The following is a 13,691-nucleotide window of genomic DNA, read 5'->3' as shown; positions in this document are numbered from 1 at the left end:
AAAAATGTAAACAAGGAACGTGCTGAGTTACGGCCTCATATACAAATAGTGAAAGATACTACTGAAAATAACCGAAAGAAATATTTTTTCGCTGAAAAAATTCAGTTCAAATTTAGCCCAATTATATTTAGCGTAGTAGGTGTCTTTTTTAGTGGTTATAGTCATGCTTCAGCACTTGAACAGTCGGGCCAATCGATATTGCCTTTTTTGGAAGCCGGTAATTATGCGGAAGCAAATGCTTTCGCTATTGATCCTTCTGTTTCTGGTGTAGTCCATGATCGTCCAGATCTTGTTCGACCTAATCAAAGTCGTAATACAGGAGATATTGGGCAAGATAACCAATTCTATACAGCCGCATTAAAGTTGCAACTCACAGACCAATTCAGTTTTGGTTTACTCTATGATCAGCCTTTTGCTGCAAAAACAGAATATCCAGTTCTCCCTAATAATAGTTATTCTGATGAGGCCAGTCGTGAAGGTACATCCGTAAATGTAAAAAGCCAAAATCTAAGTTTTATTTTAGGTTATTCACCTATTAAAAATTTTCAAGTTTATGGTGGACCTGTTTATCAAAGTGTAGAAGGTGATGTGTCTTTTAGAGGAATGGCCTATACCGAAGCTTTTAATGGATACAATGCTAAATTTAAAGAACAGGGAGAGCTAGGTTGGCTAGTGGGGGGAAGTTATCAAATTCCGGAAATTGCGCTTAAAGCAGCTGTAACTTACCGTTCAAAAATTAAATATGATTTTCAAGTTGATGAAAATATCTTTGGTGAGCCATTACAATACACTGCACCTGCAAAAACAAAAGTCGAAACACCTCAATCAGTAAATGTAGATTTTCAAACAGGTATTGCTGAAAAGACGCTTGCTTATATGAACCTTAGATGGGTGAATTGGAAAAAATTTAATATTCGTCCAGCGCAATACGATGCCCTTACAGCAATGTATATGGATGCATTAACGGAAGGAGCATATAAACAAGGGATTGATTTGGATTCTTACCAAAAAGATCAATATAGTGTAACGCTTGGATTGGGACATCAGTTAACTGACCGTTGGAGTATTGCATCTGATATTGGCTGGGATTCAGGCTCGGGTAGTCCTGCTTCAACGCTTGGACCAGTGAAAGGATACTGGTCTTTTGGACTTGGTGCTCAATTTAATCCAGCGCCTAATTATTTTATTGCTGCTGGCGTAAAATATTTTTGGTTAGGGGATACTAAAGCTGAAGGTGGTGGCTACTATTTACCAATCGAAGGTATTAAAGAATTTTCAGAGCAGGCTGAGTTTAAAAATAATCGCGCAATTGCATATGCGTTGAAGTTTGGATATCGCTTTTAGAAGAGCTATGAATAACTATTTAGTGGGATAGAGTTTTATAAATTTCTTTTTATTTATCATTTCAAATATGAAATTAATTTCATATTTGAAATGATTTTTGTTTTTTAAGTGGTTGAATTTTAATACAAAAATAGTGGCATGCAATTTGCTCCAATGCATATAGTTACAAGGAGTGAATAATGAATGCTAACCATATACTGCAATTAAGCGGCCTGTTGCAGGAAAATTTGGGGTTAATTCCTCATGAGATTCAGTTAAAAAAGATGAGTGGTGGGGCTATTCAAGAAAATTGGCTTGTTCAAACTCAAGATTTTGCTTTAGTGCTGAGAAAAAATGCTGAGTCGAGCGTAGAGGCCAGTTCAGATCGGGAGCAAGAGTATTTACTTTTAGATCGCTTATATCATTTTGGAATTAAAGTGCCACAGCCGCTTTATTTTGAAAAATCACCTAACTTTTTAAATAGTGATTTCTTCATTATGAAAAAAATTGATGGTGTAACAGAAGGTCATAAATTAGTTCGCATTGCTGAAGAAGAAAAACGAAAAAAAATTACTCAAGAAATTGGTAAACAACTGGCTTTAATACATGCCATTCAATCAGATGAAATATTAGAAAAATTACTTCCTAAGCCAGATAAAGATCAATATCTAGAGAAAAAACTTAAAAGTTTTATAGAGCAGCTAGATAGCTTGAAAAGACATCGTCCAATTCTTGAGTATGCCATTCAATGGATGTTCAGCAATATTCCAAAAGTAGATGATCTGGTATTAGTCCATGGTGATTACCGTATCGGTAACATCATGATTAATGATGATCAAATTTCTGGAATTTTAGATTGGGAGTTTACCCAGTGGGGCGACCGTAGAGAAGATATAGGTTGGTTTACCTCTAAATGCTGGCGTTTTGGTCAAGATGAAAATATAGCAGGGGGAATAGGTTCATATAAGGACTTTGCTAAAGCCTATGCTGAAATTTCCGATATCTATATCCCTGAATTTGAAATGAAGTTTTGGCATGTACTGTCTCATGTTCGATGGGCAATTATTGCGATGCAGCAGTCTGACCGAAACAATGAAATGGCTACTCCATCACTTGAACTAGCCCTAACGGAGTTTTTAGTTCCCCGCCTTGAAAAGAATATCTTGGAAATCTTGGGAGAAAAAGAATGAAAGAGCAAAAAATAATTGACCTGATCAAAGCAAGTCAAGCAGTGATCAAGAATGAGCTTTTACCGCAATCGGGCAGTCAGAAATATAACTTGTTAATGCTGATGCGAAGCTTTGAAATTTTGCAGACTTATATTTTGCAAAAGGAAACTTGTTCATTCCATAGCTCAGGAATTTTGCAAGATTATTTTTCTTTTCCAATCAAAGATGTTGATGATGCTATTCAATTGTTTATTGCTGATATACGTGAGGGTAAACAATCTGAGCATACATTTGAAATATTAAAAGCTCTTAATTCTGAAGACCTAAAAATTACTGAACCCAAGGTGACTCATCATGGATAAGCATCGGCTACGAATTTATTTGGTTCGACATGGGCATGTTTCATACTTTGATGCAGATAATAATCCAATTAATCCGAAATTTGCTCAGTTATCCGAACAAGGCATAGAACAAATACAACAGCTGGCCCATCAATTACGAGATGTTAGTTTTGAAAAAATTTACTCGTCTACTATGCCTCGTTCGATTCAGACAGCCGAAATTTTGAAGCGCTATCAAAATGAGTATAAAGACATTCAGTCATTCGATGATATTCGGGAAATAAGAGCAGGACGTTTAAGAGAAATTTCGTTGGATCGCGCTGAGCTGGAAATCAAAAAGGCCTATCAGTTCCATAAAAATAACCTTGAATTATTTGTACAAGGCGAAAGTTGGACTCACTTTATTACTCGTGTACTGACCTGGTTTGAAGGCATGATATTAACGGCAAACAAAGACCAGAATATCCTGATTTCTTCACACGATATTGTAAATCGAATACTCATTAATTGGGTCTATGGGCATGACTTCAAAGATGTTTATTCGCAGGAACAAGATTATGGCTGCTTAAACATTCTTGATCTAACGATTGAAAATCAAAAGGTAATAAGCAAACGAATCAAACTCCAAAACTTCACTGCATATAATCTGATTAAAAATGAGCTATTTAATAGCGCTATGGATGATGTGTATGAAACTTATATCGCGACCCAAGGTTTTAAATTAAAGGAGCTCAGCTCATGATCACGCTATCTAATGAATTATTAGAATTACAACAGAAAGTAAGAGAGTTTATCCAACAAGAGGTAATTCCATTAGAAAATGATCCTCGCCAAGATAGCCATGGGCCGAGTGAAGCTTTACGCCAAGAATTGGTGAGTCGTGCACGCCGTTGGGGACTACTTACCCCACATGCAAGTCAGGAGATGGGAGGACTTGGATGGTCGCATTTACAAAAGGCTGTGGCTTTTGAAGAAGCGGGTTATTCTGCTTTAGGTCCAATTGCTTTAAACATTCATGCACCCGATGAAGGAAATATTCATTTATTAGATGCTGTGGCGAATGATGCGCAAAAAGAAAGATGGTTAAGAAAGCTAGTCGCGGGGGAAATTAGATCTTGCTTTGCTATGACGGAACCTGCACCGGGTGCTGGCTCAGATCCATCTATGCTTCAAACAACCGCAATTGCTGATGGCGATGATTATATTATTAATGGGCGTAAATGGTTAATTACAGGAGCAGAAGGAGCAAGCGTCGCTATTATTATGGCAAAGATGGAAGACGGCACTGCTTCTATGTTTTTAACAGATACGGATGTTGATGGCTTTATATTAGAAAAAAGTATGAATGCTATGGATTCATGTTTTTCGGGAGGACATGGTATTTTACGCTTTGAGAACTTACGTATACCTAAAGAAAATGTCTTGGGTGAAATTGGTAAAGGCTTTAAATATGCTCAAGTTCGCCTAGCCCCAGCTCGTTTAACACATTGTATGAGATGGCTGGGACAAGCCAAGAGAGCACATGATATTGCTACACAATATGCACGTGAACGCCAATCTTTTGGTAAGAGATTAGGCGACCATCAAGGTGTAGGTTTTATGCTTGCCGACAATGAAATGGATATCTTAACGACTCGATTAGCGGTTCATTATTGCGCGCAGGTTTTAGATTTGGGCGAAAAAGGAAATTACGAGTCCAGTTTAGTTAAAGTGATCAGCTCTGAAGGTATATGGCGCGTGGTGGATCGGTCGGTTCAGATTTTGGGTGGCCAAGCCATGACAGATGAATCAGTAGTCTGCAAGATTTTTAAAGATGCACGTGGTTTCAGAATCTATGATGGAGCAAATGAAGTTCATCGCATGAGCATTGCTAAAAAGCTATTAGGGAAACAGGCATAATAAAGGGAGGAATAAAAGAATGAATATTTTTGACGTAAAAGATAAATATATTTTAATTACGGGTGCTTCAAGTGGTTTGGGACATCATATGGCTGAATTGTTTGCTAAAGAAGGCGCTCATATTGTCATTTGTGCCAGACGATTAGAACGATTGAAAGAGTTAGAGTCCTATATCAAAAATGAGTTTGGAGTAAAAGTTTATACTTTTCCATTAGATGTAAATGACCGTTTAGCTGTAAAAGATATGCTCACTGACTTAGAGGCAGAAGGCGTCACAATAGATGTGTTAATTAATAATGCTGGAGTAGGTGATACCAAGCGTTTTCTTGATTATAACGATGAAGACTGGGATAAGATTGTCGATACTAACCTTAAAGCACCTTGGCAATGTACACAAGAAGTTGTGCAGCATATGATTAAGGCTGGACAAAAAGGATCGATCATCAATATCACTTCAATTCTTTCTCAGTCTACTAACCTTGGTGTTAGCCCGTACTGTGCGTCAAAAGCTGGATTACGCCATTTAACAGAAGTAATGGCAGTAGAGTTAGCTAGATTTGGTATAAATGTAAATGCTATAGCTCCAGGTTATATGATTACTGAAATTAATGAGGAATATTTAACGAGTGAGGCAGGGCAACAGCTTTTAAAGAAGATTCCGACAAGGAAGTTTGTAGAATTTGATGATTTAAATGGGCCATTACTGTTACTTGCTTCTCAAGCAGGTCAGGGCATAACAGGTATCGAAATTAAAGTCGATGGCGGTCATAGCGCTGCGCCTATATAAAACGTTTTTTAATGGAGTAAAAAATGCTTAATCGAAAACCAATTAATATTTTGGTCACCTATATTAAAAAACCTAATATTAATGGTTTTCGTTCTTTGGTTGAGCAGGCGATTAGTGAAGTAGAGTCGAACGAAATCGATTTGGTGGAATGCCATATTTCAGATGTACAAGATGTTGCTCAAAGCTTAGTAGAAAATGGCTGTCAGATTCTTCTATGTACGGGAGCGACCGCGAGTTTTCTACAAAAGAAATTAAATATTGATATACAGGTTATTCGAACTGGTACTTTTGATGTTATTCAGGCTATATCAAATTTAAAACAATATAAGCGTATTGCTTTGGTAGGCAATACGTCCACAGTCGATCTTGAGAACTACTCTGATATTTTTGCTTTAGATATACAACAGTTTAACTATGACTCATATTTAGATGCCAAGAAAACAATTCATTTAATTAAAAATCAAGGTTTTGATGCCATTATTGGCTCGCCTGTTGCAGTAGAGTTAGCTCTGAATGAAAACCTAGTCGGGCATTTGGCGATTAGTGTGCCGTCTTTAAAAGACCTGCTGCAAAATGCCTTACGTACGCTTGAAAAAATTCGCAGAGAACAATATTCAACCTTACGTTTAACTGAGATCTTTAATCACTTAAATGAAGGCATTTGCTTTATTACAAAGCAAAAAAAGATTTCTTTAATAAATAACTCAATGAGTTCGTTACTTGAAAAAGACTCTTCAGACGTTTTAAACAAATCAGCACTCGAAATTTTTGAAGGATTAAACTTTGATATTGACCAAGAAAATAGTCATCAACTCGTTCAATTTAAAAACCTAAAGCTTGCTGTATATATTTCCAAGCTAAAAAATGACTATATAGATGGCTATATCTTAAGAGTGCAGGAGTTAAATGCCTTAGAGCAATCTAATAGCCAATTTAGAAAGGTTTCGTCTAAGAACTTTAATACAAGATATACCTTTAACCAGATTTTCACTCAAAATTCCAATTTCCAGCAGATTATCAAGTTATCAAAAGCATATGCAAAAACCGATAGTACGATTCTCATTACGGGTGAGAGTGGTACGGGTAAGGAAGTGCTGGCACAAAGTATTCATAACCATAGCAGTCGTTATAAAGCGCCATTTGTAGCGATCAACTGTGCTTCTTTTCCAGAAAGTTTATTAGAAAGTGAGCTTTTTGGTTATGAAGAAGGGGCTTTTACAGGGGCGAAAAAAAATGGGCGTATTGGTTTAATTGAAGCGGCGCATACCGGAACACTGTTTTTAGATGAAATTGGCGATATGCCATTACATCTCCAAACGAGATTTTTAAGGGTATTGCAAGAGAGACAGATTAACCGTTTAGGTTCCGTGGTGAGCCATCATTTAGATATACGTGTAATTGCTGCAACTCACGCGAATTTAGAAGAGTTAGTACAAAATGGTACGTTTAGGGCAGATCTTTACTATCGTTTAAATATTTTAAGAGTGTATACACCTTCTTTAAAAGAACGAAAAGAAGATGTCTTGTATTTAGCAAATCTGTTTTTAGAGAAATATAAGAAAACGCTGGATGATTTGCCTAATATTTTACAGAAGGCTTTTTATCATTATTCTTGGCCGGGTAATATTCGTGAACTTGAGAACATTGTTGAAAGAATTAATGTCTTATTGGAGCTTGATCAGGAAATTTTAACTCCAGAATTTTTAAAGCAACAATTACCAGAGCTCTTTCAGACGCAAATGAATCAAACTGCACAACCTTTATTGAAAGAGGTAAAGGTAAATCAGGAATTGAGTTTAATTGAACAAATACTTGCTGAAGTAGATGGTGATTTAGACCTTGCTGCACAAAAACTTGGAATTAGCCGAACTACTTTGTGGCGTAGAATGAAGTTATTAAATAATTAATTTCAAAATTGAAATTTTTTCAAAAAAGAAAAATAATAAGTTTAATAAGTTATTGAAAATAATAGTAAAAATATTTGGCACCATAGTTGCATTGACTCATATAGGCATCTGAATCAGTTGCTAAATTGTGTGAGGAAATAAGAATGACGAATGGATTAATGATGCATTGTAATTTAAATATTACTTCAATAATGCAGCATGCTTTGACAGTTTATGCAGATCAAGAAATTGTATCCTTAAAGGCAGATGGGGTCACTAAGCATCGATATACATATAAAGATGCTTTCGGGCGAGTTGCTCAGTTTGCCAATGTATTAGATCGATTAGGTGTAAGTCCTGATGCTAAAGTTGGAACAATGGCATGGAACTCATATCAGCACTTTGAATTACATTATGCCATCCCATGTACGGGAAGAATTTATCATACAATTAATCCTAAATTGGCAGCTGAACAATTAATTCAAATTATCAATTCTGCTCAAGATGAAGTACTTATTATTGAGCCTGATTGCTTAGCATTGCTTGATTCTATTTATGAAAATATAAAATCTGTCATAAAGCATTTTATCGTGTTGGGTGATCCTAATAGAGATCTACAAGCAAAATTTGATTTTATGTTTTATGAAGAGATAATTGCTCTAGAGCAGCCTCAATATGATTGGCCAGATATCCCAGAACAACGGGCAAGTGGACTTTGCTATACATCCGGTACAACAGGCGATCCTAAAGGTGTTCTTTATTCACATCGTAGTACGGTATTACATGCGTTAATACTCAGCATGCCAAATGCGATTGGCTTAACGCATGGCAGTTGTATTATGCCATTGGTTCCTCTTTATCATATCAGTGCATGGGGAATGCCATTTAACGCCGTTTTATCGGGGGCAAAAATCGTTTGGCCTCATTCATTTGCCGGTCAGACTGAGAAAATTTTCAATTTGATCCAATCAGAGCACGTCGATATTTCTATGGCTGTTCCTACCATCTGGAATTCTTTTAAAAATTATCTTGAAGATCACCATATTTCATCAGTCAGTTTAAAACGTGCGATTTCTGGTGGATCTGCTGCACCATATTCGCTAATTGAGTCTTTGAGCCAATATAGAGTTGCTGTTGAGAATGCTTGGGGAATGACTGAAACCAGTTCAATGGGAACTTGTAATCGACTAGATCAAATCAAAAACAATATTGAAACTCAATCGATTAAGTGTGGTAAACCTATCTTTGGCCTTCAAATGAGATTACGTGATGAGAATCATCAATTACTTCCTCACGATGGTGTTCATGAAGGCATTTTAGAAGTACGAGGACATACGATTGCTGAGCGATATATCAATCAACCCAAAGCCCTAAATGAAAATAATACATGGTTTGATACAGGAGATATCGCGTGCATAGATGAATATGGATATATGCATATTACAGACCGTGCCAAAGATATGATTAAGTCAGGAGGAGAGTGGGTAAGTAGTGTTGAAGTCGAAAATGCAGCAATGGGGTATGAAAAAGTTGCTGAAGCCGCTGTTATTGCTGCCAATCATCCAAAATGGGGGGAACGCCCACTTTTAATATTGGTACCAAAATCTCCACAACAAATTATTGAACATGAAGAAATTGTAGTTTTCCTATCCTCTAAATTACATAAATGGGCCATTCCTTCGGCAACCATATTAGTAGAAGAAATACCTCATACACCGACTGGAAAAATCAGTAAAAAGATATTGAGAGAACGGTATCACGACTATTTCATCAATAGTGCTTTTGCTGAATGTAAATAATGATCTACATAAAAAAGGAATTTTTATATGAACTACTCTCAGGAAGCAAACATTGTCTTAGATACTAAATTTAAAAAGATGGTGAAGCAAAGAAACCGATTCGCTGTTTTTTTAAGTTTAATCGTACTTAGCATTTATTTTATTTTTATAGGAACAGCCACATTTCGCCCTGAGTTGCTTGCAATGCCATTAGAAGCAAGCAAGGTCACAATTGGTTGGCCTATTGCTGCAATTGTTATTGTATCGAGCTGGCTAATAACAGGCTTATATATCTTCATTACAAATCAATATTTTGACAAACAAAAAGAAAAATTAAGAAAGGAATACCGTTATGAATAAATATATAGCTTTTACCATTTTAGCTTTACTTAGCTCGGGTGTTTGGGCGGCTCCAACTGAGCCAAGAAACTGGACTGCAATTATCATGTTTGGATGTGTAGTCGGTATTTCATTGCTAATTACCTTTAAAGCTGCCAAGAAAACGGTATCAAAAGAAGATTTTTATACAGCTGGCAATTCAATTTCTGCTAAACAAAATGGTCTGGCGATTGCTGGAGACTACATGTCGGCATCAACCTTACTTGGTATTTCAAGTATGGTTTTCTTTAAAGGGTATGATGGGTTTATCTATGTGACGGGCTTTTTTGTTTGCTGGCCCATTTTAACTTTCTTGATGGCCGAGAGACTTAGAAACCTTGGAAAATATACATTTGCCGATATTGTCTCGTACAGACTAGATCCACAAAGAACGCGTATTTTAGCAACTTGTGGCTCACTCATCGTGGTGTGTTGCTACTTAATTTTGCAAATGGTGGGAGCAGGCCAGCTCATTAAACTACTGTTTGGATTAGATTATACAATTGCTGTCATTCTTGTTGGTTGTTTAATGTTGGTATATGTCATTTTTGGAGGAATGCTTGCTACAACGTGGATACAGATTATTAAAGCAATTCTTTTACTCTTTGGTGGAACAGTTTTAGTATTTCTGGCATTTAAAGCATTTGGTTTCAGTCTAAATAATATGGCTACGGCCGCCGTTAATGCGCATAAACTTGGACAAAAAGTCTTAGAACCGGGTTCTATGTTATCCAATCCAATTAATACCTTATCTATGTCTATGGGGCTAATTTTTGGTTTAGCTGGTTTACCACATATTCTTATGCGCTTTTTTACAGTACCAAATGCTGCTGAAGCACGCCGTTCCGTGTTTTACGCTTCTGGCTACATTGGGTATTTCTTTATTGTAGTCTGTATTTTAGGGTTGGCTTCAATCGCTATAGTAGGCACTAATCCACACTATTTTGTAGGTGGACAATTAGGTGGTGACCTCATTGGTGGTAGTAATATGGTTGCTATGCATCTAGCAAAAGCCCTTGGTGGAAATTTATTGCTAGGCTTCTTATCTGCTGTAGCGTTTGCAACAATTTTAGCTGTAGTGGCTGGCTTGGCACTTGCTGGAGCTTCTGCGATTTCGCATGATTTATTTCAAAAAGTCATTAAAAAAGGCAAGGCAACAGAAAAGCAGGAAATGGTTGCATCTCGACTTTCTGTGGTGGTTCTAGGTGTGATTGCCATTGCATGTGGAATCTTATTTGAAAAAATGAACATCGCTTTTTTAATGGGACTTACATTTGGTATTGCTGCTTCAGCTAACTTTCCTGTGCTTATTCTTTCTATGTATTGGAAAGATTTAACCACCCGCGGCGCTATATTCGGCGGGTTTGTCGGAATCATTTCAGCAATTACCTTTGTGGTTTTATCGCCAACAGTTTGGGTTGGTGTACTAGGCCATGAAAAAGCAATATTCCCATTTGATAACCCAGCTTTGTTTTCTATGCCACTCGCATTTTTGGTGAGTATCGTTGTTTCTTTGACTGATAAAAGTAAAAGAGCTGAGTTAGACAGACAGGGCTTTGAGTTACAGGTGGTGCGTTCCGAGCTTGGTGCTCAACAAGGTTCGTTTAAAAAAATGCCTTTGCATTAAGTTGGTTCAAGAACCCAAAAAACAAGAAAGCATGATTTTTTAATAATGCTTTCTTTATTAGTACTGTCTTAAAGCTTTATTTCAAATGCTTTAGAAGTTCAGATCCCGCTTGTGATAATGCTGTTTTTACAGATGGTTCGTTACTTAAAGGATTTAAAAGACCATAGTCATGAATCAAACCGTTATAACGAGTTAAGGTCACTGGAACACCAGCTTTATCTAAGTTACGGCCAAAAGCTTCACCTTCATCACTCAATACATCTAATTCAGCTGTTTGAATTAATGTTGGTGGGAAGTCTTTTAACTGTTCGCTTTTAGCACGAAGTGGTGATGCCAAAATATTGTTGCGATCATTGGCATTGGTTGTGTAGTTATCCCAGAACCATTTCATCATGTTCTTAGTCAGGAAGTAACCTTTTTCATACTGATTGTAAGAAGTAACCCATCATAACGTTATTTCATTAGAAGCTCATTTTTTTAAATTGAAAGAGCAATAATGTAGCTTTAATCAATTTCAGCAGAAATGTTCATTAATATTTTCCGTATTGCAAATATGAAGCCTGTTTTAAATAAATATGCGGCCATTTTCATCTTTTACTGCTTCAGATTCTGAAGAAGTTAATCCTCGGAACTCCATTTTTTTCTTAGCAATAGCATCACGCAAAGCCTCAATTTCGCTTGGAAGTAAAATATTACTTAATGCTGCTAAGACTTCTATTGATTGATTTTCATTATTCGATCCCAAGATTTGGTTTGGTCGCATGTCAACAAAGACTTCCGCATTCTTTTTAAGAATATTGTTTTCTAATCTAAGTTTCTTTTCTTCAGCAATAATTTGACCAAACACTGCTCTCAATGCAGCAGGGTCCTCTAATCTTTTCAGTAACTCGAAATCAGTTGGTACATTAGTACTCTTGATTCTACATGCGGCTTTTTCATGGTGGTATTAGCTTTTGCTGCCCACGTTTCAATCAATAAACGAAAATGCTTACCTGTTTTATTACGAATACTTACTGTTCCAACTCCTTTTTTAGTCTTTGATAGTCGACCAATTGTTGCAATAGAATAATTATTCATTGAAAAATTTTCATTAAAAGTAAGAAATAATCTATAAATAGTAAAAAAGATCCCCGTTAGGGATCTTTTTTAGGGGTTTTATATATTATTACCAACTAGTAATAACATAAGCCCTTTCATTTTATGATGTGAATCAAGTATAACTAATTAGAAGTTATATTCGATACCAGTACCTACAACAGTTTGCTTGTCGTCATCATTTAACCAGTCACGTTTTTGTTGAGCAACAATACCGTAGAAGCGAGCTTGTTTGTTGATTTGGTAATCAAGACCTAAACCATATAAGTCGATTTTACGATCTTGTTTGCCACTTACTTGTGTTTCAGCCGAAGCGTATTCTGCTTTTACTTTAAGTTTCGTGTTTGGAATTTTATAAGCAGCTGTCACAGCATATGCTTCTTCTTCTAAACCTTTATAGTTTGTATAAGTATCAGTAGTTTTATCGACACCGTCTACACGAGTGGTTTTTGATGTTTTATAAGCTGTTAAGTCATCAGTAGGTTCAGCATGTTGCCATAAAGCACCTACAACAAAACCAGATTTAGCAATGTCATAAGAACCAGTTACACGGTAAGCATCCGTATAAACATCTTTTAGGCCGTAAGCTGCGTATTTACCTTTAATACCAAAGTCACCAGCAGCAGCAATTGCTAAACCAATATCTTTGTTTTCGTAGCCAAGTGCAGTTGACACAGAATCAAAGCTATCATTTTTGCTGTCTTTACCAGTTTCACCTTGTTTATTATCAGAGGTGCTTTCACCAGTTTGAGCCATGATATTGAAGGTTAAACCAGCTAATAGTTTAGGGTCTAATTCAAAACCGATCACGTTGTCTAAACGGTTTTCACCGTACATGATATTTGTAATATCTAAACGTGTATCGTCATTAAAGATGTCTTGGTTACCACCAGCAGCAGTCTTGAAGTAAGAATCATATTTACCTACTTTCAATGTACCAACACCATCAGTTTTTAAACCGATAAAACGGTTACGAGCGCTAAGGTCAGTATCAGAACCTGAACCATCAGTAGAAATTGCCCATTCAGCTAAATAAACAGCAGATAATTTGTCAGTTAATTTCTCTTCGCCTTTTACCCCAATACGAGAAGAGTTTGAGTTAATTTCGGTAACGTCACTTTTTCCATCGAAATTTTTATTATCAACTTGGTTAATAGAAACATTTAGTTTGCCATACAAAGTTGGCGCTGCTTGCACCGCGTTTATGCTCAAAGTTGCAACTGCGGCAGCGAGTAGCAATTTCTTCATTGAGATTTCTCCAAAAAGTATTTAAAAATGGCGTATGCCTAGCTAACTATTTATTTTGTAGTTGACTGATGTACAAAAAGTTACAAAAGCTCACCAACTTGCTATGCAGTATCGACAAATTTTGTGACAGAGAAGTGAAGAATAAATGACAGTTTTATGA

At 36.4% G+C, this 13,691-nt stretch carries 11 protein-coding genes and 2 pseudogenes; 10 read left to right on the top strand and 3 right to left on the bottom strand.

The window, feature by feature from the left end:
• Positions 1-99: 99 nt before the first annotated feature.
• The 10 genes from HUN22_RS10480 to actP all read left to right on the top strand — a co-directional run bounded on the left by HUN22_RS10480 (position 100) and on the right by actP (position 11,188).
• Positions 100-1,344 (top strand): outer membrane protein transport protein, encoded by a 1,245-nt coding sequence (locus tag HUN22_RS10480; RefSeq protein WP_174728895.1) that lies wholly within the window; start codon positions 100-102, stop codon positions 1,342-1,344.
• A 179-nt stretch (positions 1,345-1,523) separates the two neighbouring features.
• Positions 1,524-2,513, top strand: coding sequence for a phosphotransferase family protein (locus tag HUN22_RS10475; protein ID WP_174728893.1), 990 nt, complete (start codon positions 1,524-1,526; stop codon positions 2,511-2,513).
• Positions 2,510-2,854: a hypothetical protein gene (locus tag HUN22_RS10470; protein ID WP_174728890.1), complete on the top strand. Its 345-nt coding sequence runs from the start codon at positions 2,510-2,512 to the stop codon at positions 2,852-2,854. Before HUN22_RS10475 ends, HUN22_RS10470 begins: the two co-directional genes overlap by 4 nt.
• Positions 2,847-3,575, top strand: a complete 729-nt coding sequence (locus tag HUN22_RS10465; RefSeq protein WP_174728887.1) for a histidine phosphatase family protein — start codon at positions 2,847-2,849, stop codon at positions 3,573-3,575. The genes HUN22_RS10470 and HUN22_RS10465 overlap by 8 nt, the downstream gene beginning before the upstream one ends.
• Positions 3,572-4,732 (top strand): acyl-CoA dehydrogenase family protein, encoded by a 1,161-nt coding sequence (locus HUN22_RS10460; RefSeq protein WP_174728883.1) that lies wholly within the window; start codon positions 3,572-3,574, stop codon positions 4,730-4,732. Before HUN22_RS10465 ends, HUN22_RS10460 begins: the two co-directional genes overlap by 4 nt.
• Before the next feature lie 19 nt (positions 4,733-4,751).
• A complete protein-coding gene (locus HUN22_RS10455; protein WP_174728880.1) occupies positions 4,752-5,519 on the top strand; it encodes an SDR family NAD(P)-dependent oxidoreductase in 768 nt (255 codons plus the stop codon).
• A gap of 23 nt (positions 5,520-5,542) precedes the next feature.
• Entirely contained in the window at positions 5,543-7,426 is a 1,884-nt protein-coding gene (locus tag HUN22_RS10450) for a sigma 54-interacting transcriptional regulator (RefSeq protein ID WP_174728877.1), read from the top strand.
• Between the two features lie 143 nt (positions 7,427-7,569).
• Positions 7,570-9,204, top strand: a complete 1,635-nt coding sequence (locus tag HUN22_RS10445) for a long-chain-fatty-acid--CoA ligase (protein WP_174728874.1) — start codon at positions 7,570-7,572, stop codon at positions 9,202-9,204.
• 27 nt (positions 9,205-9,231) lie between these two features.
• On the top strand, positions 9,232-9,543 hold the full coding sequence (locus HUN22_RS10440; protein WP_016145391.1) for a DUF485 domain-containing protein: 312 nt from the start codon (positions 9,232-9,234) through the stop codon (positions 9,541-9,543).
• On the top strand, positions 9,536-11,188 hold the full coding sequence (gene actP, locus HUN22_RS10435; RefSeq protein ID WP_174728871.1) for a cation/acetate symporter ActP: 1,653 nt from the start codon (positions 9,536-9,538) through the stop codon (positions 11,186-11,188). Before HUN22_RS10440 ends, actP begins: the two co-directional genes overlap by 8 nt.
• Before the next feature lie 76 nt (positions 11,189-11,264).
• Here the strand turns inward: actP and HUN22_RS10430 are convergent.
• The 3 genes and pseudogenes from HUN22_RS10430 to HUN22_RS10420 form a co-directional block, all read right to left on the bottom strand.
• Positions 11,265-11,624, bottom strand: a pseudogene (locus tag HUN22_RS10430) (alpha/beta hydrolase fold domain-containing protein); the annotation flags it as partial.
• A 129-nt stretch (positions 11,625-11,753) separates the two neighbouring features.
• Positions 11,754-12,265, bottom strand: a pseudogene (gene gmtX / locus HUN22_RS18155) (gamma-mobile-trio protein GmtX).
• A gap of 147 nt (positions 12,266-12,412) precedes the next feature.
• Complete coding sequence (locus HUN22_RS10420) at positions 12,413-13,531, bottom strand: porin (RefSeq protein WP_174728865.1); 1,119 nt, start codon at positions 13,529-13,531, stop codon at positions 12,413-12,415.
• Positions 13,532-13,691: the final 160 nt, after the last annotated feature.

The organism is Acinetobacter lactucae, assembly GCF_013344765.1.
In the GTDB taxonomy this organism is placed as follows: Bacteria; Pseudomonadota; Gammaproteobacteria; order Pseudomonadales; family Moraxellaceae; genus Acinetobacter; species Acinetobacter lactucae_A.
The sequence above is the reverse complement of the archived record's forward strand: the minus strand, read 5'-3'. Positions and strand labels throughout refer to the sequence as shown.

Excerpts from the sequence above, each read along its gene's own strand:
- HUN22_RS10475 (WP_174728893.1), top strand. The coding sequence starts at position 1,524 with ATGAATGCTAACCATATACTGCAATTAAGCGGCCTGTTGCAGGAAAAT.
- HUN22_RS10470 (WP_174728890.1), top strand. The coding sequence starts at position 2,510 with ATGAAAGAGCAAAAAATAATTGACCTGATCAAAGCAAGTCAAGCAGTG.
- HUN22_RS10465 (WP_174728887.1), top strand. The coding sequence starts at position 2,847 with ATGGATAAGCATCGGCTACGAATTTATTTGGTTCGACATGGGCATGTT.
- HUN22_RS10460 (WP_174728883.1), top strand. The coding sequence starts at position 3,572 with ATGATCACGCTATCTAATGAATTATTAGAATTACAACAGAAAGTAAGA.
- HUN22_RS10455 (WP_174728880.1), top strand. The coding sequence starts at position 4,752 with ATGAATATTTTTGACGTAAAAGATAAATATATTTTAATTACGGGTGCT.
- HUN22_RS10450 (WP_174728877.1), top strand. The coding sequence starts at position 5,543 with ATGCTTAATCGAAAACCAATTAATATTTTGGTCACCTATATTAAAAAA.
- HUN22_RS10445 (WP_174728874.1), top strand. The coding sequence starts at position 7,570 with ATGACGAATGGATTAATGATGCATTGTAATTTAAATATTACTTCAATA.
- HUN22_RS10440 (WP_016145391.1), top strand. The coding sequence starts at position 9,232 with ATGAACTACTCTCAGGAAGCAAACATTGTCTTAGATACTAAATTTAAA.
- actP (WP_174728871.1), top strand. The coding sequence starts at position 9,536 with ATGAATAAATATATAGCTTTTACCATTTTAGCTTTACTTAGCTCGGGT.
- HUN22_RS10420 (WP_174728865.1), bottom strand. The coding sequence starts at position 13,531 with ATGAAGAAATTGCTACTCGCTGCCGCAGTTGCAACTTTGAGCATAAAC.